We start from the raw sequence: 24,836 nt of genomic DNA on the forward strand, positions 1-24,836 counted from the left end.
TCCTCACTCCTTTTCTGTTTTAAGCTGTTTTTTCAACTTTTAAGATTTTTACTTCGTAGCTACCAACAGGTGTTTCAATTGTTGCTTTATCACCTGTTTTCTTACCAATTAAGGCTTGTCCAATCGGACTTTCATTTGAAACCTTACCTGCAAAGGCATCTGCTCCTGCTGATCCTACGATCATATAGACTTCTTCGTCTTCTTCACCGATTTCTTGAATCGTTACCGTCTTACCAATTGCTACTTCATCATCTGCAACTGAGTCACTATTAACGATTTCAGCATAGCGGATTTTTGTTTCCAAACTAGAGATTTGTCCTTCAACAAAGGCTTGTTCATCCTTAGCTGCTTCGTACTCACTATTTTCTGACAAGTCACCGTATGAACGGGCAATCTTGATACGTTCCACAACTTCTGGACGACGAACCAATTTTAATTCTTCTAATTCTTTTTCAAGTTTTTCCTTTTCCTCAATGGTCATAGGATATGTTTTTTCTGACATTTTTCTCAACTTTCTTTCAATAGTTTAGAATCTACAACTGAGATTCTCAATTTAGAGTCTTAGTTTGAACCACTGTTTTGAGCAAGGTTGCTGTTGACATGTTCAGCAACATTACGATCATGTTCTTCTTGAGTAACAGCATAATATACCTTACCATCTTTAACATTAGCTACAAAGTATAGATTCTGACTCTTAGTTTGGTTGATACTAGCCTCAATTGCATCCTGACTCGGACTATCTACTGGTCCAGGCATCAAACCAAGGTTTGTGTAAACATTGTATGGTGAGGTAATAGTTGTATCAATTGCAACATCATCTGCAAGACTAATCTTTTGACCAAGTTTTCCTTGAGCATACAAAATTGCAATATTACTTTGAAGAGGAATTCCTAAATTCAAACGATTGTAGAAAACACCAGCAATCAACTTACGGTCTTCCGTCTTTGCACCTTCTTTTTCAACAAGTGAAGCAATTGTTAGGAGTTCATTAACTGTTAGATTCTTTTCCTTAATAGCGTCATAATGGTTAGACAAAGCCTTATCCATAGCTCCTAACATCTCATCAATTAGGCTTTCAATTGTTGTACTTTCCTTAATTGAATAAGTCGCTGGGAAAAGGTAACCTTCTAGACGATAACGAACACCACTCTCCTTAGCTGGTAAGGTTCCTAGTAAGTTTGGATACTTTGTAACCTCTTGAGCAATGAATGTTTCATCTTGAACTTTTGCTAAAAAGGCATCCGCTGTAAGTGGCTCTTTGAATTCTCCTTGGAGTTGACCTACAGCTTCAGCAATCTGGTCTAGTGTATAACCTTCTGGAATTGTCAATTTGGCTAAAGCTGGTTCCTGAGGTTCAGGCGTACCACCTTTTTGCAACTCTTTGACGATATCTTCAGTACTCATACTCTTTTTCAAATTGTAGTAGCCTGATTTCAAGTCGTTATAATTTTTGTATTTTGCATACAAAGTGAAAACTAAGCCATGTTTAATCAGACCAGATGACTCTAAAGTAGAACCAATTTCTTGAACATTTGCGCCTTCACGGATTTGGACAGAAACAAAGTTATTAGAGTTAGCGTCAACAGGTTCTAAAGAAGCCTGTACATATTTATAACCAAAGAATCCACCCGCTGATATCAGAAGAAGGAATATGATAAATGAAATGAAGAAAACCTTAAAATGAGATTTTTTCTCCTTTTTCACCTTAACTGGTTTAACCCCGTCTCTGCGACTACGACGTGGTCGTTCATCCAAATCATCTTCCACTTCAGTAACCGGAGTAGCTGTTTCTGGATCAGTAGATTCTTCCTTATTTTCTCTTTTATAGGAAACTGCTACTTTAGTTGGAGTTTCATTGTATTCTTTTTCATTTTTTTCAGGGATAACAATTTCTGGTTTTGTTACAGTCTCCTCGACTGGTGACTCAGGAAAATCTACGCTAGGCTGTTGAGGTACACGTGGTGCATTCTCCATAATTTTTTCCACAGCTGATAAGGATGCAGCCATGACATCTTCATCAGAAGCTTTTCTTTCAGGGATAAAAGGTGCTTCTTTTTCTCCGCTCAATGCTTCAGATGCTCTACGACTTCCTTCGTAGCCTTTTGCTCTTTCTAAATCACGTAAGATCTGCTCTTTAAAGCTTAATGCTTCTTCTCTTGACTTTTCACTCAAAAGTTTTTCCTCCTCGTTGACAATCCATAATATTATATCTTAAAAACGCAAGAAAAGCAACTTAGCATGCTCTCCTAGCCTATTTTTTCACTTCCCAGACCATATCATACCATTTTTCTCCTGCAAAAGTTGATTGAGATAGTCCCTCATTAACAAAACCATGTTTTTCATAGTAGGAAATGAGATAATCATGGCAAGTAAGATTAATCCCTTCCCTCTCATGCTCAATAGCAACTTCTTTAAGAGCTGTTAATAATCTCTTACCAACTCCCAAAGCTTGGGCCTCTTTTGCAATGGAAAGACAGGTGACTGATATGTAACCTCGAGGACCGTGGCTATGATCTTCTATGCTTTCGGTAAAAGACCGGTCTTGAAGATAGCGATGAGGGATAACTGGTCCTTCTATGTAACCAATAACCTTTCCTTCTTTTTCTGCGACTAGAAAACTGGTTTGAATTTCTCGCAAATGCGCCTCAAAAACAGAGCGAGAAATGGCTTCTTCAACCGAGAAATTTTCTACTTCAATCTCAACGATACGATCTAAATCTTCTAATCTTGCTGGTCTAATTTTCATTGTGCCTCCTTTAAAAGAGATTAAACCAAATCATACTAAAACCTTGACTAGCTGCATATAGCGAATCTGTTTCTTCTTCATCGATAAAACCGTTCATTTCAAAATAGGAAAGCAGCTCATCAGGACTCTTCAAACGAATACCTTTATAATCCAGCTTAACCGCCACATCTTTCAAAGCGGCAAGAAGAAGCGTTCCCAAGCCCTGTCTCTGATGGTCAGCCTTGATGACTAAAGAATGTATTTCTAGACATTGCGGCTTGTGTGCCTGAGGACTACTTAGAATATAGCCCAGAATCTGATTTTCATCCCTAGCTAGAAGAAAGGTATCCGCACACTTACGGATACTTTCTTCTAAAATATGGGAAGTTAGCTGCTTGTCAGCTGGAAAAGATGAAGCTTGAAGTGCCTCTATCTCAGCCAAATCAAACTTACTTGCCTGAATGATTTTAATTGGAATTTCCATGAGAATAGCCTATTGAACATTACTTGTCAGATTAGACAAGAGACGTTCGAATGAGTACTCATAAGTTTGGATATCTCCAGCACCCATAAATACATAGACTGCATTGTCATGGTCTAAGAGTGGAGAAACATTTTCAACAGTTATAACTTTGTGCTTTTTATCAATCTTTCTAGCTAAATCTTCTACCTTAACATCTCCATGATCCACTTCACGAGCTGAGCCGTATATTTGAGCAAGGTAAACGGCATCTGCCTGATTTAAAGCTTGGGCAAATTCGTCCAACAGGGCAATAGTTCTAGTAAAGGTATGGGGTTGGAAAACAGCCACGATTTCCTTGCTTGGGTATTTTTGACGAGCCGCATCCAAAGTTGCAATGATTTCTGTTGGATGGTGGGCAAAATCATCGATGATAACTGTATCGTTTACAATTTTTTCAGTAAAGCGACGTTTAACCCCAGCAAAAGTTTGTAGGTGTTCACGTACCAAGTTCAAATCAAATCCTGCTGTATAAAGCAATCCGATAACAGCTGTCGCATTCATAATATTGTGGCGACCAAAGGTTGGGATTGTGAATTGTCCCAAGTTCTCTCCACGGAAATGTACAGTGAAGGTAGAACCAGTTGTAGAGCGAAGAAGATCACTAGCTACAAAGTCATTGTCTTCAGCTTCAAAACCATAATAATAAATCGGAGCATTGGCTGTAATCTTACGCAACTCAGCATCTTCACCATAGACAAACAAACCTTTGGTAATTTGTTTAGCATAGTCGTTAAAGGCATTGAAAACATCTTCTAAACTGGTAAAGTAGTCTGGATGGTCAAAGTCAATGTTGGTGATAATAGAATATTCTGGGTGATAAGGCATGAAATGACGCTCATATTCATCTGACTCAAAGACAAAATATTTGGCATTGGCAGAACCACGACCTGTCCCATCTCCAATCAAGAAACTAGTATCCGTAATGTGAGACAAGACATGAGACAACATACCAGTTGTTGATGTCTTCCCGTGTGCTCCTGCTACTCCCATGCTGACAAAATCACGCATAAAGCTACCTAGAAATTCGTGGTAACGTTTGTAGCTGATTTCATTTTGATCAGCGAAGGCTATTTCAATATTATTATCTGGGCGAAAAGCATTACCAGCAATAATTTCCATATCTCCTTGTAAATTCTTTTCGTCAAAAGGAAGGATGGTAATACCTGCCTGTTCAAGACCACGTTGAGTAAAGTAGTACTTATCTACATCCGATCCCTGAACCTTATGACCCATTTGATGTAACATCAAGGCCAAAGCGCTCATCCCTGAACCCTTAATTCCTATAAAATGATATGTCTTTGACATCTTTTCCCCCTTAATCAGTAATTCTCGTCAGGTTCAACTCTTGAGCAAGCTGACGTTCTTGTTCTCTTTGTTTATTCTTTTTATTGTAGATTTGACTTTTTTTCAGAAAGTCATAGTTATTTTTCTTTGGAGATGGAACTTGCTTCTCATCAGTATCTGTAGAAATGTGATTTATTTCTGCTGCCAAGATATAATGCGACTGACTTAATTTTTTACTATATTTAACAAATTCACCCGGATTTTCCTTTTGAAAAGGAGCAGTAGGTTGATTAACTTGTCTAACCAAAGTTGGTTGTGAATGCCTTCTTGTATGCGGAATATCCTTAGTTAGATAAGTAGCTGAGCGCTTCTTCTTTAAATCAGCACGCGCTTCTTCACGCGCTTTCTCAGCATAGCTCTTGCCTTCTTTCTTAACACCTAGACCAGATTTTTTAGGTTTTTCTATCTGTTTTTCTTGAGGTTTTTCTGGCACATCTTCAGTAATAGGTTCCCACTCAAGATGATTTTTATCTCGGTATTCCCCTTTAATATTACTAATAAAATCAGACTCATCATACAAATCCATGACTGGCATTGCAGTTAGCATGATTTCATCATCTGACACCAATGGAAATCGTTCTTCTTTCATTTTCTATTTCCTTTCAACACTTCATTATAGCGTATTGTCTTGATTTTTCAAGTACGGACTCAAGAAATCCCTAAAATTTCTCTAATTTCTGCTAGGGTGAGACTGCCACGTGATTCAGTCCCATCTAATACTTGAGATACCAGATGTTTCTTTTGTTCTTGGAGTTCCTGTATTTTTTCTTCGATTGTTCCTTTAGTCACAAGACGATAGACCTCAACCATCTCTTTTTGTCCCATTCGATGGGCACGTCCAATAGCCTGAGCTTCTACTGCAGGATTCCACCAGAGATCAACCAAAATCACCGTATCAGCTCCTGTCAGATTCAGTCCGACACCACCCGCCTTAAGAGAAATCAAAAAGGCATCTCTTTCACCCTGATTAAAGGCTTTGGTCATCTCTTGCCGTTCCATAGCTGGGGTTGAACCTGTTATTTTAAAAGAAGTCAATCCTAAGTCTGGAAGCTCATGCTCTATCCTCTCTAACATCCCTTTGAACTGAGAGAAAATCAAGACCCGGTGCCCACCGTCTGCTACCTGTACTAGTAAATCTCGAAGACTATCTAGTTTACCACTAGCTCCCTGATAATCATCCATAAAGAGGGCTGGGGTATCACAAATCTGACGCAAGCGCATCAGGCCAGATAAGATTTCTACACGACTACGTTGAAATTCCTGATCTGAAACTTGAGCCAGACGATCTCGCATCTGTTGCAACTGGGCTAGGTAGATGGCCTTTTGCTGGTCTTCTAGTTCATTCTTGTAGACTACTTCTATTAGGTCTGGCAACTCTGTCAAAACTTCATCTTTCTTCCGTCTCATAACAAAGGGTTTGATAAATTGAGCTATTCGCTCAGCTGGCAATTTCATAAATTCTTTCTTACTTGGCAAGAGTCCAGGCATGACAATTTGGAAAATAGACCACAGCTCACCTAGATGATTTTCAATAGGAGTCCCAGATAAGGCAAAAACTGCTGGGACTACAAACTGTCTCAAACTCTGAGCAATCTTAGTCTGGGCATTTTTCATCACCTGGGCCTCATCTAAAAAGAGGAAATCAAAGGACATTTCTTGATAAAGGTCACTGTCTTGCCTAAAGGTAGCATAACTGGTTACATAAATTTGATGCTTTTCAGCAAGAAGTTCTTCACGAGTGGCTTTTAAACCATGAACTACAGTCACATCCAACTGAGGAGAAAATTTTTTAAATTCATCAGCCCAATTATAAATTAAACCAGACGGTGCAAGAATTAATACTCTGCTATCCTTTGTCACCTGGCTAGTCAGAAATGCAATGGTCTGAAGCGTTTTTCCAAGCCCCATATCATCAGCTAAGATTCCACCAAAACCATAGTGATGGAGCATTTGCAACCAACGAATTCCCTTCTCCTGATAATCTCTTAATTCAGCCTTGACATGCATTTCTTGCAAAGGAAAATCCTCTGGATGTGTCAAATCATGAGCTAAATGCTGAAACTCTTTTGAAAAAGAAACACGGTTTCGGCCTTCAAAGAGATGAGACAAGGTATAAGCCAAGGATTTTCGAGCCTGTAAAGAGCCATCTTTCAATTCAGAAATCCCCAGGTCTTGTAAATTCTGACGAATCTTCTTAGTTTCCTCATCAAAAAAGAAAACTTGACTGGAAGAGTCGATATAAAAATCCTGATTTGCAAGTAAGGCCTGCATGGCTTGATCAATTTCATCTTGGCCAATATCTTGGAAATCAAACTGAATTTCCAAGAGGCCTCCTTTAGAAGCAATTTGAAGGTGAGGACTTGCTAATTGATAAAGTTCTTCTACTTCTTCTGATATTTGAACCTTCCCTAGTTTTTCAAAAACAGGAATGATTTCATGAAAGAAATGATAAACCGATTCCGCCTTTAGCGCCTGACGATAAGATTGAAAATCTGCTTCAAAACCAGCCACTAAACAAAGTTGAAATACTTTTTCTTCTAAATCGCCATCACTAGAAAATGGTAATTCTTCTAGCTCTTTTCTGCTAGAAACCTGTTTATCACCATAATCAAACTGAATTTCCAAGTTAAGACGACCATCTTCTTCCTTATCAAAGTAAAAAGAAGGAGAAAAAGTTCTGATTTGTAAGCGCTCTGGAGCAGAGACCTTGCCCATCTGGCTAAAAAGAGAAAGACAAGATGCCAGTTTATCCCGATCACTACTGTCAAATTGCAGGCATTTACAGCCTTTTTTATCTAAGGGAAGATTCTTGAGTTCTCTTAAAAGCCCAGTTTGTTCTGAAGTTAAAAGATAAACCTGCCCTTTATGGAAAAGTACAGCGCCCTGATAAAATACATTGACTCTAGGACTTTCAAGGATTTCCATTTCAAAATAATCCGAATACTCTCTGACAGTGAATGCAAAGAGTCCTGCATCCGCATGCAAATCTTGAAAGAGGAGGGTCCGGTAACTATCCACTTGATGGTCAAATTGAAAATGGGGTAAGGTCATTAACAAATGAACACCTTGCTCAAAAAAAGAGAGAGGGAAAAAGAGGTGTCGACCTTGATTTTGGAAAAAGAGGTCTAAAGCAAGCCCTTCTTCAACTAAACCACACAAAAAATCAAGAACTTCCTGACTGGCTTGATCAAAGGCTTCCCGCGTAAGAGATTCCTCATAAGTTTTGCCAATCATATAAGGTTTTCTTTGCTGGATAACTTTCAAAAAGAGTGGTATATCGCGAATAACATAGTACTTATGGCTATTCTTCAATCCAATTCTTAGCGTCCATAAGAGGCGATTGGTCCCTGCTTCTACTTGACCAGTAGCTGATAATTCGTAGCCCTGTTCTACCTTTTTAGGCTGGATAAGTTCCAAGAACATACCACCAAAAGTTACTCTGGTTTCGACCACTTCTTGTTCTTCATGCCCTTCTTCTAAGGTTTTCAGGATGTCCTGACCATCCTCGTCATTTTTTAAAAAATACTCAAGAGCAGCTAAATGCACACAGTAACCCCTCCTTTGGAAAAAATCACAGGCACAAAAAACCAATTCATCTTCTAAACTGTAGCGCAACTCTTCTTCAGAAACGCGAGCATAGAGACGATTGTTCTTTTCCTTTATAATTTCAACCTTACCAGTTTCATATAGGGTTACACCCTCGGTCCGCAATTTTCCCGGAATCAATTTAGCCATATTTCTACCATTTCCTTATCTTTTTATTATACCATATTTTGGTCTATCAAAATAGCCTTCTAAGGAGATTTCTCTTAGAAGGCTAAGGATTTAAAGCTTGGTAAAGGTTGTTACAATTCGCTGACAGACTTTTTCTAAAAGTGGCTTGGGCATGGCTACATTGAGGCGAGCGTGAAGACTTCCTTCCACACCGAAATCCAATCCCCTATTCAAAATAACCTTGGCTTCCTCTTTCAAAAGCTCTTGTAATTTTTCATAAGTCAGGTCATAGGCTGAAAAATCAAGCCAAATCAAGTAGGTTCCTTGCGGTTTCATAACCTTGATTTTAGTCTCTTGTCTAAATAGATCAACCACATAATTAATATGGTCTTCAAAGACTTGCTTGAGTTCCTCTAGCCAATCCTTACCGTATCGATAGGCAGCTTCTGTCGCCAAATAACCCAATCCTGAAATTTCATGTTGATTATTGGCCAACTGGCGTTTCTGGTAAGCCACTCGCAACTTAGGATTTCCAATAACTGCATATGAATTTTTTGTTCCAGCAATGTTAAAGGTTTTAGTGGCACTACTCAAGACGATAGCAAAATCTTTGAAGGCAGGATCAATGGTATTGAAGGAATGATGCTTGTGACCAAAGAGGGCCAAATCTTGGTGAATCTCATCTGAAACCAACAAAACACCATATTTTTGACAGATTTGACCAATTTTCTCCAACACTTCCTTTTCCCATACACGTCCACCAGGATTATGAGGGTTGCAGAGGATATAGAGTTTGACATCTTCTTCTACCAAATCCTTTTCAAGTTGGTCAAAGTCAATCTCAAACAGACCATCCTTTTCCACCAAAGAATTGCTAATCAATCTACGGTTGTTCAACTTGACACTGCGAGCAAAGGGGGGGTAGACAGGTGTGTTAATCAAAACCGCCTCGCCTTCTTTTGTAAAGGCTTGAATAGCTGTTGAGATGGCTGGTACCACACCCTCGATAAAGACAAGAGCTTCTTTGTCAAAGTGATACCCATGTTGTGTAGCTTCCCACTTTTGAACTTCCTTGATTAACTCCTCACTGGCATAAGTATAGCCATAAACCAATTGATCCGCATAAGTTTGCACAGCCTGGCGGATTTCAGGCAAGACCACAAAGTCCATATCCGCTATCCAAGCTGGTAGGACTTCGCTATCCGTTTCTGCCTCTTTCCATTTATAGGTATGGTGTCCTATACGATTGGGCAGGCTTGTAAAATCATATTTTCCCATCTTTGTCTTATCCTTCCAAGGCTTGGCGCAAATCTGCAATCAAATCTCTAGCATCCTCAATCCCAATCGACAAACGCAAGAGGTCATCTGTCAAACCATAAGAATGGCGCACTTCTGCTGGAATATCAGCGTGAGTTTGTGTCGTTGGATAAGTAATGAGACTTTCTACCCCACCCAAACTTTCCGCAAAAGAGAAGACCTTGAGACTGTTCAAGATATGAGGAATGCGTGTTTCATCTGCTACTTTAAAGGAAATCATCCCTCCACGACCAGTGTAAAGAACTTCCTTAACTGCTGGAGAATCCTTCAAAAAAGCAACCACTTCTTGGGCATTGACTGTTGAGCGCTCCATACGAAGGGACAAAGTCTTGAGACCACGAATCAATTGATAACTGTCAAATGGAGACAAAACCGCTCCTGTCGTATTGAGATTGTAGAAAAGCTTCTCGTATAGTTCTAAACTATTGGTTACAACCACTCCAGCCAAGACATCATTGTGGCCTGCTAGATACTTAGTTGCTGAATGAAGAACAATATCTGCTCCATCTTCAATCGGGCGTTGGTAGATAGGGCTGTAGAAGGTATTGTCCACCACCACTTTAGCCCCCTTAGCATGAGCCAATTTTGCTAGTTTTTCGATGTCAAACTCCAACATCAAGGGATTGGTTGGAGTTTCGATATAGAGAACATCCACATCTTTTTCTAACTCAGCAATCAACTCTTCTTCGGTATTTGCATAAGTAAAACGGAATCGACCTTCCTGCTCCACTTGGTTAAACCAGCGGAAAGAACCACCGTAAAGGTCACGGACAGCCAAGACCTTACTTCCTACTGGAAAGACGCTAAAAGCTAATACAATAGCTGACATTCCTGAGCTAGTTGCTAGGGCATAATCTGCGGACTCAATAGCCGCCAAGACTTCTTCTGCCTTACTGCGAGTTGGGTTTTTGGTACGCGTATAGTCAAAACCAGTAGATTGACCAAACTCTGGATGCTGATAGGTCGTTGAAAAATGAAGCGGTGTCACTAAGGCCCCTGTCGCTTCATCTGACTTAATACCCGCCTGGGCCAAAATTGTGTTGATGTGTAATTCCTTGCTCATACAATACCTCCAAATCTATAGTAACTATTGTACCACTTATTTTCATCAACTCATTTTCTTCTTTTCAAGAGCTAGTTATAGTTTCAAACTATATACTTATCGAGTAAAGCTAAAAAGAATCCAGAAAAGCTTCCAGATTCTTTTGTGAAAATGATTGCTAGGGCTTACTTGGACCGAAAGAAATCCTGTTGGGCTAAATAGTCATAATGGTCTTTGTTAAATTGATATTGACCCACATGCTGACTAATCTGACCGACATCCACAGAAAAAATATAGTCTTCATTTTGATAGCTCCAATTAAGCCTAACTGTATTCAAGACTGTCTTATAAGTAAAATATTTAACGTGATTCCAAGGCATCTCTACGACTTGATTAAAATGATTTTCTGTTACATCACTGATGTCCATCAAGTAGATACCCTTAGGTGTAAATGCTATAATCTTAGGCTTAACACTCGACTGAACATAGTAACTTCCTCCTATAATGAAAAAATCAATAAAGGATTTCAACCATGTCTTTTTCTTGAAAGCCATCAGAAAATTCCTTTGTCCCTCGATATGACAAGTTGAAAGAAATGATGCAATCTGTTTTTCTGTTGCAAACTCCATAATAGCGCCCATGATCTTACCTCCATAAATATTAGTAAATAGGCAGATAAGAACTCTTCACTAAAAAGAAGAACTTATCAATTATTAGGTTTTATCTTACATTTTCAGTAAATGACATCCCTCCTATAAAATCATCCTAGCATATGCATACTTCTATTAATACTATAAAAGATCTTCAAAAATAACTTCTCGCAACTTTTCTTATATTCATTATAACATAAATCAAAGGAGCAAATAAAAAAATGTAAGATTTTTTCTTCCAAGTTTGACATCATTCTATTAAAAAAACGACAGTTTCCTTAGAAACCATCGTTTTTTCTTGAAAAATCCTTATTTAACGTGTTTTGCCAATTCTTCTTGGGCTTTTTTATTGGACTCTTCTTTTTCCTTCATCCATTTTTCTTTGGCTTTTTCATACTCGTCTTTTGTGACTGTCTTATCTTGTAATTTGAGATACTTGTATGATTCGACCCCTTTATTACCTGCCAATGAGAATGGACTAGAGAAAGGAACTGTTTTTCTCAAAGTTGGTGTACCACCAAGTGATACGTTTGGAATTGCTAGTGAGCTATCTACCAACCAAGCTTGAGCCTCGGCGTATTTTTCATAACGTTTTGCTGGATCTTGCTCTTTATTAGCATCTTCTAACATCTGAGTGTAGGTATCTAGTCCAACTGCCTTAGCCTTGTCATTTACTTCTCCAGGCTCTAGACCTAAGTTTTGTAGAACTCCACCACTTTTCACGTTAAAGATTTCAAGATAGCTTGATGGGTCTTGGTAGTCAGCACTCCATCCACCATTATAAAGGTCGTAATCTTTCTGAGCTGCAGTTTGAGCTAGATAACCTGAACTATCATAGTCCTCTGTAGAAAGTAGGTGGACATCAATCACAACATTTTCTGCACCTAAGACAGACTCAATTGATTGCTTCATGGAATTGATTCCTTGAATTTCAGCCTTATTGGTCAACTCTATAGTTTTATCTAAGTGGATAGGGAATGTTACACCCTTAGCTTCTAATTCTTTCTTAGCTTCTGCAAATTTGGCCTTGGCTTTCTCTGGATTGTAGTATGGATCTTGGGCATCGGCAAAATTCATACCCTGCCATTCCTTACCATAGTTCACCATCTTTTCAGATACAACTGCCCCAAAGTCTTTACCACCTACCGTTACAAATGTCGGAGGAACAACCAAGTTACGCAAAATCTTAGTAGCACCATCTTCACCTTGAGATTGAGCACCATAAGCTGTACGGTCATAGGCAAAGTTAATGGCCTGACGGAAGTTTTTATTAAGAACTGCTTCCTGAGTCGATTTCTTCTCAGCATCGCTTGTCTTAGAAGTGAATTTATAAGATTTTCTATCTAGATTAAAGTTTATAAAGTAAGAAGTGGCATCTTGAATACTATATACGATATTATCCTTGTTCTTCTCTTTAATCCCTTCAAAACTTGAGCTATTTGGATAAAGACCAGCATAGCTATAAGCACCCTCCATAAAGTTACGTGCCAGTGCATCTTGGTCACTACCATCAAAGTAAGCCAATTTCACATCATCTACAAAGACATTCTTAGCATCCCAGTAATTCGGATTTTTCTTGAATTCAATAACAGATTTTGAAACTAAAGATTTCATTAAGAAAGGACCATTGTACAAAATGCTAGATGGATCCACCTTCCCAAAATCATCTCCTTTTGATTTCAAGAAATCCGCATTAAGAGGAAAGAGAATTGTTGATGTCGTTTTTGAGTTCCAGTAAGGTTCTGGGCGAGTCAAAGTATATTGAACAGTTTGGTCGTCAATAGCCTTGACACCTACAGTTGAAAAGTCTTTCGTTTTACCATTAATATAGTCATCCAAACCTGCAACGGATTCTTGCACCAAGTACAAGGCTTCTGATTTTTTATCAGCAGCATACTTGAGACCAGTTACGAAGTCCTGGGCTGTTACTGGAGCATATTCCTCTCCCTCAGAAGTATACCATTTCGCATCCTTACGAAGTTTGTAGGTATAAGTCAAACCGTCCTTTGAAACACTCCAATCCTCTGCCATAGATGGAACATAATTCCCATATTGGTCATTTTCCATGAGACCATCAACTAGATTGGTGATAATATCATTGGTAGTTGCACGGTTTTCAGCAAGATAGTTCAAACTAGATGGATCACTAGCATAGACATAATTATATGTTTTCGACGCATTCGTTGAATTCCCACATGCGCTCAATAAGATACCTGCGCTTAACACGACACCTGCAAGTGTTGCATACTTGGCTTTAGACTGTTTCATATCCAGAACCTCCTGATTTAAATATTTGTCTTATTATACATTACAGGTTTTATTTAGTCAATAGTTTTTTAAGTAAAATTTAAGAAAAATAAAATTACCATCTACAAATTATAAAAAATATAATACAAATTAATAAAAAAGAGAATAATTTAAGCATTTCTTGATAGAAATGTTCAAATTATCCCTTTTATTTATAAAATATTTTTAAGTTAATCTAAATTTTACTCTTAAACGGTCAGCCTGTGCTTTCCCAATAACTCTATCCAATAAATGAGTACGAAGACTCATAACTCCATAGAGACTTCCCCCTAAAATAGCAACAAGCGCTACATAGACAAAACTCCACAATCGACCACTTGGTTGGAAGAAAAATCCCAAAATCCACTGCAAAAATCCAACAACAAGAAACATGGTCAGAGTTAATAAACTAATGAGAATGGTTCTTTTATAAAGCACATTCGATCTCATACCCGTTATCTGACAAATTTCACGATAAATCAAAATAATAGGAATAGCAAGACCGATTGTCGTTGAAATCAATGGTCCATAACTTTGAAATAGGTAGATACTTGGTATCTGTAAGAGCAATTTAGCAATTGAACCATAAACAAAATAAAGTACCGCCTTACGATTATGGAACATAGCCTGAAGCATCGGTGACAAGACCGTATATAGACCTAAAATGGTTGACTGCAAAGCCGCAAATATAAATAAACCTAAAGCTAAACTATCTGGCTTACCATAAAAGACTGTATAAAGAGGTTCACTGACCATCACCATCCCTATTGTCGCAGGTAATAAAAACAATAAAAGCATGATAAGGTTATCTTGGACTAATCTAGATACCGCCTTTAAGTCACCTTTGACATAGTTTTCGGTCAAAAGGGGGATTCCAACACCTCCTATTGAAACACCTAAAGATATCAAAATCATAGTGATTTTATTGGGATTGGCAGAAAAATAAGAAAACATGACAACCAAGTCTTCTTTACTATAATTTGTAAACCAGGTCATACTATTGATAAAAGTCCACTGGTCTAGGATTTGGAAAAGCTGGATGGCAGATCCTGTGACAATAAAGGGTATTGCTTCTTTAATGGTATCAATCAATAGACGCTTGCTATCTATCTTTTCCCCTTTTTTAAAGACGCTTTGGAGCAAGCCTTCCTTGGCAAGAAAATAAATCAAAATAGCATAACTAGCAACCATACCTACAAAGGCTGCAAAAGTGGATTGGGTGACTGCTGCTAAATAATCCCCTGAACCCATTTTCATAATCATATAGGTAGCCACCAACATCCAGATGACACGGATCACCTGCTCAGCGATTTGACTCATGGCGTAAGGTTTGAGGTTGCTCATCCCTTGGAAAAAGCCTCGGATAACACTCATAGAAGGAAATATTAAAACCGCCCAAGCCAAACTCTGCATAATCGGGATAAGATCTTGACCTACACCAGACAAATCAGCCATCCAAGGAGCAAACAGATACAAAATCAAGGCAAAAAACAGACCGAGTCCAGTCATAAATCCCAAAAAACTACGAATTAGAGAGAAACTATGCTCTTCCGCTTGTATGGTATTATACTTAGCTACTTGCTTAGCAACTGCAACAGGTATTCCTGCAGTTGAAATCAATAGGAACCAAGCATAGATATTGTAGCCCATGGTAAAGAGGCCATTTGCCTTAGCGGCATAAGTCCCCATCCAAATATACCAGGGGATGATATAAATAGCCCCCAAAAGGCGGCTGATAAAGTTACTAGCTGTAAGCCAAGCAGTCCCGCGTAACATCTGGGCCTGCTGGTGATTGTGTTCATTAGACATAACTTCCTCATTCACTTTTATTAACTAGAAATGTTTCTTACCTTCCATTATAAACTTTTCCTTGTTACTTGTAAAATTCAGACTTTCGGTTTACAATAGAAAGTATGATAAAGATTGAAACCGTATTAGATATTTTAAAGAAAGATGGTCTCTTCCGCGAGATTATCAAACAGGGATATTATCACTACAACTACATGGATGTCGATTTTTCAAACATCTGTTACGATAGCCGTAAAGCCAAAGAAAATAGCCTCTTTTTCGTAAAGGGAGCTGCTTTTAAGAAGGAATTTCTGATCTCTGCCATCTCTCAAGGTCTCGGTTGGTACGTGGCTGAGCAGGATTATGAAGTTGGTATTCCTGCCATTATCGTCAGTGATATCAAGAAAGCAATGAGTTTGGTAGCTATGGAATTCTATGGAAATCCACAGGAAAAACTCAAACTCCTTGCCTTTACTGGAACCAAGGGTAAGACAACGGCAGCTTATTTCGCCTATAACATCTTATCTCAAGGGCATCGACCTGCTATGCTCTCGACCATGAATACAACTCTAGATGGTAAAACTTTCTTTAAGTCTGCATTGACCACTCCTGAGAGTATCGACCTCTTTGACATGATGAATCAAGCTGTGCAAAATGACCGTACCCACCTCATCATGGAAGTCTCAAGTCAAGCCTATCTGGTCAATCGTGTCTATGGTCTCACCTTTGATGTCGGTGTCTTTCTCAATATCAGTCCAGACCATATCGGCCCAATTGAACACCCTAGCTTTGAAGACTACTTCTACCACAAACGTCTCCTGATGAAAAATAGCCGAGCAGTTGTCATTAACAGTGACATGGACCACTTCTCTGTCTTGAAAGAACAAGTTGAACATCAAGACCATGATTTCTATGGTAGCAAGTCTTGCAATCAAATTGAGAATTCCAAGGCCTTTAGCTTTTCAACTACAGGAAAACTAGCTGGAAACTATGACATTCAACTGATTGGACATTTTAACCAGGAAAATGCCGTTGCTGCTGGACTTGCCTGCCTTCGCCTCGGAGCTAGACTTGAGAACATCAAAAAAGGAATCGCAGTAACCCGCGTTCCTGGTCGTATGGAAGTCCTCACCCAGAAAAACGGAGCCAAGGTTTTCATCGACTATGCCCACAATGGGGATAGTCTGAAAAAACTAATCAAGGTTGTAGAGACTCATCAAACAGGAAAGATTGCTCTGGTGTTAGGTTCGACAGGAAATAAGGGAGAAAGTCGTCGCAAGGACTTTGGCCACCTCCTCAATCAACATCCTGAGATTCAAGTCTTTCTGACTGCTGATGACCCCAACTATGAAGACCCAATGGCCATTGCAGATGAAATTAGTAGCTACATCAATCATCCCGTTGAAAAAATTGCGGATCGAAAAGATGCCATCAAGGCAGCTATGGCTATCACAAATCACGAATTAGATGCTGTCATTATTGCCGGTAAGGGAGCCGATTGCTACCAAATCGTCCAAGGCAAGAAAGAAACCTATCTAGGAGATGCAGCCGTCGCAGAACATTATTTATAAGATAGAAAAAAATCAAGGGAAATGAAACCCTTGATTTTTTCTATCTTTATTTAAAAGCGTTTTTCAAACCTTCTACAGCACCTTCTACAGCATCTTTAGCATCTTCAACTACTTCTTTTGCCTTAGCAACTGTCTTTTCTACAGCTCCTTCTGCTTCAGTCTTGCTATCTCCAGTAACTTTACCAAATCCTTCTTTGATAGCGCCTGTTGCTTGTTCCAATTTGTTTTCAAGTGACATCTTTTTGTCTCCTTTTATTTTATTACGATATATGTTATCGTTTACAACTAGTTTATACTCAATATTTAGGAAAGTCAAACTATATGCTTAGAATTTAAAGTTAGGGAAGATAAAAGGTCAAGTTATCCTTATCAAAATCAGCAAGCAACTCATATTTCCCTTGATCATTTTGCACAATATAACCCAAAATCACTAAACTATCAACAAAGATATCAGGACGTTTATGCATCAGTTGGGCCTTTTTGAGGAATTTAAGTAAAAATGTAGTCATATACTTGAGAGCATAGTCAGGATTGACGTCACCCAAAATGTCATAGAGTTCCTGCTGTTTTTCTGTCAAAGGATACTGATGTTTGACCTTGTAGAAATAATTAGACAGGGTCATTTTTAACCTCGCAAAGTCCGTCTTTTCAACTAAAATAGCAGCATTGGTTTGATTTCGTAATTCCGTCTCAAAACTCTGTTCCAACAAAGCTTGATAGATCAGACTATCTTCGCTAACAAAAATCTCTTGGTCAAGTTCTAGTGAGTCTAGCGATTCAAGCATAGGTAGATTGAGGTAATAACGCTTATTTTCCCGTATAATCAAGCCATCCTTTATATATTCTTCCATGAGTTTATCAACAGCTACATCTGGAAACCGGGCCTTAATTTCACGTAGAATCACATCATCATGCTGTTCCAGATAGCGGATCAATTCTCCAAAAAATGGCTGTCTCGTAAAACGAGATGGATTAAAAATATGAATCATGAAGATTCCTTTCTTTACATTCTAACAGTGGCGATGCTGCCAACTGACTGGGATTGCTCCCCTGCTGGTTCAGAGGTACAGGAAGGTCAAGTTCTCGATAATAAGTTTTCCAAAAATCACTAATTTCCTGATTACCATCTCCAAACTTCATGGGTATAGTCTCAAAAATAGGCAAAATTTCTGCTATATACTGGGAACAGTAGAAACCATGTCCATCTGGATAGAAAGAAGCATTGTAGGGTGCCCCAAGATGTTTACAAGCTCTTTCCTTCACAGATTGGATATCCATTTCTGAGTAGACATAGATATCATATAAGTGATTTGGCTCAAAGAATCCTGCCGGTTCTTGACAGACAACACCAGCCTGTCCACTAGCATGGTAAATCATACCATCCAAATAAATGGCAACATGGTTATAGTTACCTGTTGAAGACTGGATAGCCTGTCCCAGGTCCGAATCATCTCTCACAAAAATCAAATCGCCCTTTTCTAACATGCTTCACTCCTAGAAAAAAAGGAGCTGAAACTCCTTTAGATATTTGGAAAATAGTATTTTCCTGTTCTAGTCTTCCATCAAACAATTAAGCGTTGAAACTTTCAGTCAACTGAGGAACTACTTGTTTCTTACGTGAAACGGCACCAGCTAGGAAGGCATGGTTGTTTTCAAGTTTAAAGTTAAATGCTGCTTCTACCTTATCCATGTTTGATCCAAGAGCAAGGATTTCTGAGTTTGAGTTCACAATGTCAGTAATCATCAATACAAAGTCAGAGTAGCCGTTTGAAGCATTAGCCGCATTCATAGCTGCTTCGATTTCAGCTTGGCGTTCCAAGACTTCTGCAATATCCACAGTATTGACTTGAGCAACACGGACATTATTTCCAGCTAATTCAAAAGTCTTAGCATCAATATCAATCAATTCTTCAGCAGATTTACTTGCCAAGTTTGTACCAGCCTTAAGCATAGCCAAACCATATTCTTCCAAGTTAACACCAGCCAATTCAGCCAATTCAGGAGCAATAACTGTATCAGATGGATGTGTAGTTGGTGATTTCAAAAGAAGAGTATCTGAAATCAAACCAGAAAGCATCAAACCAGCAATCTCTTTAGGAACTGCTACACCGTGTTCTTTAAACATACGGTAAACAATAGAAGATGCAGATCCAACTGGTTCCAAACGCATATAAAGTGGACTAGCTGTTTCAAAGTTTGCCACACGGTGGTGGTCTACGACACCATAGACTTCCACTTCAGCAATATCTGAAACTGATTGTTGGAATTCATTGTGGTCAGTTAAGATAACTTGCTCAGCACCTTCAGCTTTAGCAGAAGTGATGACGCGAGGTGCTTCTACACCAAAATAATTTAAGACATAGGCTGTTTCTTCATTTGGTGTTCCAAGAGCGACTGCTTCTGTATCCAAACCATAAGCTTCTTTTGCAAGGTAGGCAAAAGCTACAGATGACCCAATGGCATCTGAGTCTGGATTTTGGTGACCAAATACTAGAATCTTAGACATGATAATACCTCGTTTCTTTATTCTCTTTATTGTAGCATTTTTTTCCTTTTTTGACAAAAGTAAGAGGAGTCAAAGGACCCCTCACTCTTTTTTTAAAAAAATAACCAGATTCGCTCCTTTCTTTTCCCTAATATAACTTTCTTTAGACTGACGATTTTTCTGTTTAAAAAGAGCTTCAGCTGACATAGCTTCTGCCTTACTAGTAAATCCTTCAGCATAAATGAGTTTGACTGGGAGGCGAGCTCTGGTATATTTGGCACCCTTACCACTATTATGGACTGCTATACGTCTTTTTACATCTGTTGTATAACCTGTATAATAGGAACCATCACAGCACTCGACTACATACATATAAGCCTTATGATCCATAGTAAATCTCTTCAAGTTCTGGAGTATAAGATCCATCGTCATTATGGACAAACAGGGGCGGTAAAACCTTAAAACCATTCATGGAACCATCTTTAATCGCTTCTATTAAAAGCATATTAGCTTCCTTCTCTCGTTTAGGATATACAAATTGTAAACGTTTAGGAGCTAAGTTATGTTGTTTTAACATTTCTAAAATATCTAAAAGTCTATCAGGACGATGCACCATAGCCAAACGTCCATTTGATTTGAGAATACTTTGGGCACTACGACAAATCTCTTCTAGATTAGTTGTTATCTCATGTCTGGCCAAAAGATAATGTTCACTTTCATTGAGGTTGGAATGGGGATCTACCTTAAAATAAGGAGGATTACACAAAATCATATCTACCTTACTTCCCTGTATTCGAGAAGGCATATTTTTCAAGTCATCACAAATGACCTGCATCTGCTCTTCTAAACCATTTAATCGAACGGAACGTTCCGCCATATCTGCCAACCGCTCCTGAATTTCTACAGAAAGTATCTGCGCCTGAGTTCGAGTACTGGCAAAAAGCCCCACTGCTCCATTCCCCGCACAAAAATCTACAATAAGTCCCCTTTTGGGAAAGCGAGGAAATCGTGACAAGAGAACACTATCTACTGAATAGCTAAAAACTTCTCTATTTTGAATGATTTTGATATCTGTCGAAAAGAGCTGATTGATTCTCTCTCCTTCTTTTAATAATTGTTCTTCCATAGTTTTATTATAACAAATTTATATTAACATCACAAACAATAAAGAAATTCCTATCTATTACTTCTTCTTCAGATGTTGAAGAGCTTCACGAGTCCAGATAGGCATCATTCGCTCCAAGGGCGCAAAACCGTAATGAACGCGATCACTCGAAAAACGTCTCCGTCTCGGAAATTGATGTTTTTCTTCTTCTAAAGTTCGTATAGACAGACTTGCCTTGCCACTAAATTCATCTAGATCAACAACCTGCACTTGAACTTCGTCATCTATTTTTATAGTTTCATGGATATTTTCAATAAATCCAGTTCGGATCTCTGAAATATGAATCAGGCCCGTATCACCTGTCTCTAGCTCAACAAAGGCTCCGTAAGGCTGAATCCCTGTTATACGACCCTTTAGTTTATCACCGATTTTCATCTTAGTCCTCGATTTCAATTGTTTCAATCACAACATCTTCAACTGGCTTGTCCATAGCTCCTGTCTCAACAGCAGCAATAGCATCCAAGACAGCGTAAGAAGCTTCATCAGCTAACTGACCAAAAACAGTGTGACGACGGTCTAGATGAGGAGTTCCACCTTGTTCTGCATAAATTTCTGCAATCGGTTCAGGCCATCCACCACGAGCAATCTCTTTTTTAGAATAAGGCAGGTGTTGATTTTGCACGATAAAGAACTGGCTACCGTTGGTATTTGGACCAGCATTGGCCATAGAAAGGGCTCCACGGATATTGTAAAGTTCTTCTGAGAATTCATCCTCAAATGATTCGCCGTAGATTGACTCGCCACCCATACCAGTTCCAGTTGGGTCTCCACCTTGGATCATAAAGTCCTTGATAATACGATGGAAAATGACACCATCATAGTAACCATCTTTTGAAAGCGCAACAAAGTTAGCCACTGTTTTAGGAGCATGTTCAGGGAAAAGCTTGATACGCAAGTCTCCGTGATTGGTCTTAATAGTCGCGATAGGACCTTCTGTTACTTCAATATTTACTTGTGGGAAATGCAATTCTTTTTCTACCATACCAAATCCTTCTAAGGCATCAAAAATGCCATCTTCTTCTAATGTTTTTGTAATATAATCTGCTTTTTCTTTGATTTTTTCATGTGAAACTCCCATAGCTACGCTGATTCCAGCATAGTCAAAGAGTTCCAAGTCATTCAGCCCATCTCCAAAGACCATGACGTTCTCTGGCTTCAAACCAAGATGTTCCACAACCTTTTCCACCCCGGTCGCTTTGGAGCCTGAAATCGGCACAATATCAGACGAATGTTGATGCCAACGAACCATGCGAAGTTTGTCAGAGAGACTGTTAGGCAAGTGCAAGTCATCTCCTTTATCTTCAAAAGTCCACATCTGATAGATGTCCTCTTTCTCGTGGAAATCGGGATCCACATCCAAATCAGGGTAAATTGGATTAATCGCTTCACTAATCATATAGGTGCGAGTCGACAACTTGGCATCATGACTCCCAACCAAACCATACTCAATTCCCTCTTGCTTGGCCCAAGAGATATACTCCTCAACATCTGACTTCTCAATCTGATGTTGATAAATAACCTGACCTTTTTTATCTTCAATGTAGGCCCCATTTAAGGTCACAAAAAAGTCAGGCTTGAGATCACGAATCTCCGGAACGACACCAAAAATTCCTCGTCCAGAAGCAATACCTGTCAAAATTCCTTTCTCACGTAATTGCTTAAAAACAGTTGGGATTGAAGCTGGAATAAAACCCGTCTTAGAATTCCGTAATGTATCATCAATATCAAAAAAGACAATCTTAATCTTCTTTGCCTTGTATTTTATTTTCGCATCCATCTCACTACCTCTTTCAATCTAACTCTTTCCATTATACCATAAAGTAGAGAAATCCCACATCCCCAATAAAATCCTTGTCTCTTATCCGAATTCCTTTACTAGATACAAAACCAAATCATCATTATTTTGGCTAGTTGCATTCATTTCCAAGGGTTGATTTCTATACCAAACACCTGTCCCATCTGGAATGTAGCCCCGTCTGATATACAATCTCTGGGCAGGGCCATAGCCTAAGTGCAAACCTACACCAAGAGTGACCTTACTCGAAACAAACTTGACTCGTTTTTCTGCTTCTTCTAGCAGTTGATTCCCAATCCCTTGATTTCGAAAAGGCTCAAACACATTAAAATCTGATAATTCTGGATAGACTTCTGCAAAAGGACCATGTTTAGCAGAGGGCAAAATGGTAACGTAGCCCGCTACAGCACCATCAATCTCTGCAACTAAGACTTCTCTCTCCCCACTTTCCTGTTCCAGAAAATATCTAGCCAAAATTTCCTCTCTACCAGGCCAACCTTGATTCATAAATCCATGAGATAAGGATTCAATATCAGACTTAATCATATTTCTAATCGTACAATTCATCTTTGACTTACCCACCTTTACTCTTTTTATTACCATTATAGCACGCCAAGGTCAGAAAAAAACGATCTCGTGAAAAAAGACCCAACCGAGTCTCAATTCGCTTTCTTATTTCCGGGCTCATGAAAAAGAGGTCCACTGGACCCCAACTCGCTCTCTCATTTCAAAGCTCGTGAAAAAAAGACCCAACCGGGTCTTTTCTTTAATCTTCGTTTACGAAAGGCATCAAAGCCATTACGCGAGCACGTTTGATAGCTGTTGTTACTTTACGTTGGTTTTTAGCTGAAGTTCCTGTTACACGACGAGGAAGAATTTTCCCACGTTCTGAAACGAAACGGCTAAGAAGCTCAGTATCTTTGTAATCAACATATTCAATTTTGTTTGCTGCGATGTAATCAACTTTTTTACGGCGTTTGAATGCGCCACGACGTTGTTGAGCCATGTTTTTTCTCCTTTATAATTTTAGTTGTCCATTAGAATGGTAAATCATCATCTGAAATATCCAAAGGATTGGTTGCTCCAAATGGATTTTCATCACGTGAAAAGTTTGGTACTGAATTTGTAGGTGCAGAATAATTTTGGCTTTGTTGGTTATATGAACCACCAGATTGTCGCTCACGCACACTACGACTTTCTAACATTTCGAAAGTATCAGCTACAACTTCCGTCACGTAGACACGTTGTCCTTGCTGGTTATCGTAACTACGAGTCTGGATTCGTCCTGTCACTCCGATAAGAGCGCCTTTTTTAGCCCAATTAGCCAGAGTTTCAGCTTGCTGACGCCATATAACGACATTAATGAAATCAGCCTCACGTTCACCATTTTGACTCTTAAATGTACGGTTTACTGCAAGAGTAAAAGTCGCAACTGCGACATTTGATGGAGTATAACGTAACTCAGCGTCACGTGTCATACGCCCTACAAGTACAACATTGTTAATCATAATCTACCTTCTTAAGCGTCAAGTTTGACGATCATGTGACGAAGAATGTCAGCGTTGATTTTTGAAAGACGGTCAAACTCTTTAAGAGCTGCATCGTCGTTTGCTTCAACGTTAACGATGTGGTAAAGTCCTTCACGGAAATCTTGGATTTCGTATGCAAGACGACGTTTTTCCCATGATTTTGATTCAACAACAGTTGCACCATTGTCAGTCAAAATAGAGTCAAAACGTGCTACCAAAGCGTTTTTAGCTTCTTCTTCAATGTTTGGACGAATAATATAAAGAATTTCGTATTTAGCCATTGATATGTTCCTCCTTTTGGTCTAATGACCCCAAGTCTTTGCAAGGGGTAAGTGAGGTTCGCTCACAATAAACTATTATACTAGAAAATCATTTTTAAGGCAAGTAAAAACACTCTAAATTAAAAAAGAAGATGACGAATCATCTTCTTAAAAACTAACTCATTTTAGTCTTCTTTTTTCTTGCGTCCAAGAAATCCGAATCCACTTAAAGCTCCTAGAAGTCCAAGTGCTGCAAGACTAGCATTAGATTCTGTACCTGTATTTGGAAGTTCACGTTTACCTTCCATGTATTCAGGTGTTTCTGAATTCATCTTCTTAGTAGATTTTTCTTCAGAATTTGGAATTGGAGCTTGGTCAGTTGGAGTATTATCTCCTGGATTTACTGGTTTTGGATTAGCTACATAGTTGATTGGTGTATCTTGGCCAGGATTAGTTGGAATTTCTGGCACAATATATCCTTTTGTTGGATCGTTTGGATCTACTGGTTTAAGTGGTTGTCCATTTCCATCAACTGGTGTATATCCTGGTACGTATGGTAATACCGGTCTATCACTTCCAGGTTTTGTTGGATCTGCTGGATCGTTTGGATATTTGATTGGAGTAGTTGGTTGACCTGGGATA

26 protein-coding genes are annotated in these 24,836 nt (G+C 38.9%); 1 reads left to right on the forward strand and 25 read right to left on the reverse strand.

Annotated elements, in window-relative coordinates:
- Window positions 1-19: 19 nt before the first annotated feature.
- The 12 genes from greA to HMPREF1117_RS09120 form a co-directional block, all read right to left on the reverse strand.
- Window positions 20-502 (reverse strand): transcription elongation factor GreA, encoded by a 483-nt coding sequence (greA, locus tag HMPREF1117_RS09065; RefSeq protein ID WP_001291905.1) that lies wholly within the window; start codon window positions 500-502, stop codon window positions 20-22.
- Between the two features lie 59 nt (window positions 503-561).
- On the reverse strand, window positions 562-2,172 hold the full coding sequence (mltG, locus tag HMPREF1117_RS09070) for an endolytic transglycosylase MltG (protein ID WP_001291635.1): 1,611 nt from the start codon (window positions 2,170-2,172) through the stop codon (window positions 562-564).
- Window positions 2,173-2,251: 79 nt separating this feature from the next.
- Entirely contained in the window at window positions 2,252-2,746 is a 495-nt protein-coding gene (locus HMPREF1117_RS09075; protein ID WP_000702379.1) for a GNAT family N-acetyltransferase, read from the reverse strand.
- Window positions 2,747-2,756: 10 nt separating this feature from the next.
- Window positions 2,757-3,209 carry a GNAT family N-acetyltransferase gene (locus HMPREF1117_RS09080; protein ID WP_000405265.1) on the reverse strand — a complete coding sequence of 151 codons (453 nt, stop codon included), beginning with the start codon at window positions 3,207-3,209 and terminating at the stop codon, window positions 2,757-2,759.
- A 9-nt stretch (window positions 3,210-3,218) separates the two neighbouring features.
- On the reverse strand, window positions 3,219-4,553 hold the full coding sequence (gene murC / locus HMPREF1117_RS09085; protein WP_000048072.1) for a UDP-N-acetylmuramate--L-alanine ligase: 1,335 nt from the start codon (window positions 4,551-4,553) through the stop codon (window positions 3,219-3,221).
- Window positions 4,554-4,563: 10 nt separating this feature from the next.
- Window positions 4,564-5,181 carry a hypothetical protein gene (locus HMPREF1117_RS09090; protein WP_000657030.1) on the reverse strand — a complete coding sequence of 206 codons (618 nt, stop codon included), beginning with the start codon at window positions 5,179-5,181 and terminating at the stop codon, window positions 4,564-4,566.
- A gap of 59 nt (window positions 5,182-5,240) precedes the next feature.
- On the reverse strand, window positions 5,241-8,327 hold the full coding sequence (locus HMPREF1117_RS09095; protein WP_001096269.1) for a DEAD/DEAH box helicase: 3,087 nt from the start codon (window positions 8,325-8,327) through the stop codon (window positions 5,241-5,243).
- A 90-nt stretch (window positions 8,328-8,417) separates the two neighbouring features.
- Window positions 8,418-9,584, reverse strand: a complete 1,167-nt coding sequence (locus HMPREF1117_RS09100) for a MalY/PatB family protein (protein ID WP_000521347.1) — start codon at window positions 9,582-9,584, stop codon at window positions 8,418-8,420.
- 7 nt (window positions 9,585-9,591) lie between these two features.
- Window positions 9,592-10,686, reverse strand: a complete 1,095-nt coding sequence (locus HMPREF1117_RS09105; RefSeq protein WP_000031957.1) for a cystathionine gamma-synthase — start codon at window positions 10,684-10,686, stop codon at window positions 9,592-9,594.
- 164 nt (window positions 10,687-10,850) lie between these two features.
- On the reverse strand, window positions 10,851-11,306 hold the full coding sequence (locus HMPREF1117_RS09110) for a hypothetical protein (RefSeq protein ID WP_000500943.1): 456 nt from the start codon (window positions 11,304-11,306) through the stop codon (window positions 10,851-10,853).
- A gap of 318 nt (window positions 11,307-11,624) precedes the next feature.
- The gene (locus tag HMPREF1117_RS09115; RefSeq protein WP_000813949.1) at window positions 11,625-13,583 is read right to left on the reverse strand and encodes a peptide ABC transporter substrate-binding protein; all 1,959 of its coding nucleotides are present in this window, start codon (window positions 13,581-13,583) and stop codon (window positions 11,625-11,627) included.
- Window positions 13,584-13,787: 204 nt separating this feature from the next.
- A complete protein-coding gene (locus HMPREF1117_RS09120) occupies window positions 13,788-15,410 on the reverse strand; it encodes a putative polysaccharide biosynthesis protein (protein ID WP_000064068.1) in 1,623 nt (540 codons plus the stop codon).
- Window positions 15,411-15,514: 104 nt separating this feature from the next.
- Between HMPREF1117_RS09120 and HMPREF1117_RS09125 the strand changes: the two genes are divergently transcribed.
- Entirely contained in the window at window positions 15,515-16,960 is a 1,446-nt protein-coding gene (locus HMPREF1117_RS09125; RefSeq protein ID WP_000590324.1) for a UDP-N-acetylmuramoyl-L-alanyl-D-glutamate--L-lysine ligase, read from the forward strand.
- A gap of 46 nt (window positions 16,961-17,006) precedes the next feature.
- Here the strand turns inward: HMPREF1117_RS09125 and HMPREF1117_RS09130 are convergent, their stop codons facing one another.
- The 13 genes from HMPREF1117_RS09130 to HMPREF1117_RS09190 form a co-directional block, all read right to left on the reverse strand.
- Entirely contained in the window at window positions 17,007-17,198 is a 192-nt protein-coding gene (locus HMPREF1117_RS09130) for a CsbD family protein (RefSeq protein WP_000051183.1), read from the reverse strand.
- Window positions 17,199-17,298: 100 nt separating this feature from the next.
- Window positions 17,299-17,949, reverse strand: coding sequence for a DUF1803 domain-containing protein (locus tag HMPREF1117_RS09135; protein ID WP_000581305.1), 651 nt, complete (start codon window positions 17,947-17,949; stop codon window positions 17,299-17,301).
- Window positions 17,933-18,445, reverse strand: coding sequence for a YiiX/YebB-like N1pC/P60 family cysteine hydrolase (locus HMPREF1117_RS09140; protein WP_000890292.1), 513 nt, complete (start codon window positions 18,443-18,445; stop codon window positions 17,933-17,935). The genes HMPREF1117_RS09135 and HMPREF1117_RS09140 overlap by 17 nt, the downstream gene beginning before the upstream one ends.
- A gap of 85 nt (window positions 18,446-18,530) precedes the next feature.
- Window positions 18,531-19,466, reverse strand: a complete 936-nt coding sequence (locus HMPREF1117_RS09145) for a manganese-dependent inorganic pyrophosphatase (protein ID WP_000036064.1) — start codon at window positions 19,464-19,466, stop codon at window positions 18,531-18,533.
- A gap of 81 nt (window positions 19,467-19,547) precedes the next feature.
- Window positions 19,548-19,835, reverse strand: a complete 288-nt coding sequence (locus HMPREF1117_RS09150) for a GIY-YIG nuclease family protein (protein WP_000349619.1) — start codon at window positions 19,833-19,835, stop codon at window positions 19,548-19,550.
- The gene (locus HMPREF1117_RS09155) at window positions 19,825-20,571 is read right to left on the reverse strand and encodes a tRNA1(Val) (adenine(37)-N6)-methyltransferase (RefSeq protein ID WP_000392504.1); all 747 of its coding nucleotides are present in this window, start codon (window positions 20,569-20,571) and stop codon (window positions 19,825-19,827) included. The genes HMPREF1117_RS09150 and HMPREF1117_RS09155 overlap by 11 nt, the downstream gene beginning before the upstream one ends.
- Window positions 20,572-20,628: 57 nt before the next feature.
- Window positions 20,629-20,985 carry a S1 RNA-binding domain-containing protein gene (locus tag HMPREF1117_RS09160; protein ID WP_029693176.1) on the reverse strand — a complete coding sequence of 119 codons (357 nt, stop codon included), beginning with the start codon at window positions 20,983-20,985 and terminating at the stop codon, window positions 20,629-20,631.
- Window position 20,986: 1 nt separating this feature from the next.
- On the reverse strand, window positions 20,987-22,387 hold the full coding sequence (locus HMPREF1117_RS09165) for a bifunctional Cof-type HAD-IIB family hydrolase/peptidylprolyl isomerase (protein ID WP_000338957.1): 1,401 nt from the start codon (window positions 22,385-22,387) through the stop codon (window positions 20,987-20,989).
- 81 nt (window positions 22,388-22,468) lie between these two features.
- Window positions 22,469-22,972: a GNAT family N-acetyltransferase gene (locus HMPREF1117_RS09170; protein ID WP_004244450.1), complete on the reverse strand. Its 504-nt coding sequence runs from the start codon at window positions 22,970-22,972 to the stop codon at window positions 22,469-22,471.
- 199 nt (window positions 22,973-23,171) lie between these two features.
- The gene (gene rpsR, locus HMPREF1117_RS09175) at window positions 23,172-23,411 is read right to left on the reverse strand and encodes a 30S ribosomal protein S18 (RefSeq protein WP_000068662.1); all 240 of its coding nucleotides are present in this window, start codon (window positions 23,409-23,411) and stop codon (window positions 23,172-23,174) included.
- Window positions 23,412-23,442: 31 nt separating this feature from the next.
- Window positions 23,443-23,913 carry a single-stranded DNA-binding protein gene (locus tag HMPREF1117_RS09180; RefSeq protein WP_000609590.1) on the reverse strand — a complete coding sequence of 157 codons (471 nt, stop codon included), beginning with the start codon at window positions 23,911-23,913 and terminating at the stop codon, window positions 23,443-23,445.
- A gap of 11 nt (window positions 23,914-23,924) precedes the next feature.
- A complete protein-coding gene (gene rpsF, locus HMPREF1117_RS09185) occupies window positions 23,925-24,215 on the reverse strand; it encodes a 30S ribosomal protein S6 (RefSeq protein WP_001151782.1) in 291 nt (96 codons plus the stop codon).
- Between the two features lie 164 nt (window positions 24,216-24,379).
- Window positions 24,380-24,836, reverse strand: a 457-nt coding sequence (locus HMPREF1117_RS09190) for an LPXTG cell wall anchor domain-containing protein (protein WP_000552141.1), incomplete at its 5' end; no start/stop codon positions are given.

This window comes from Streptococcus sp. SK643, from assembly GCF_000259505.1.
Classification (GTDB): Bacteria; Bacillota; Bacilli; order Lactobacillales; family Streptococcaceae; genus Streptococcus.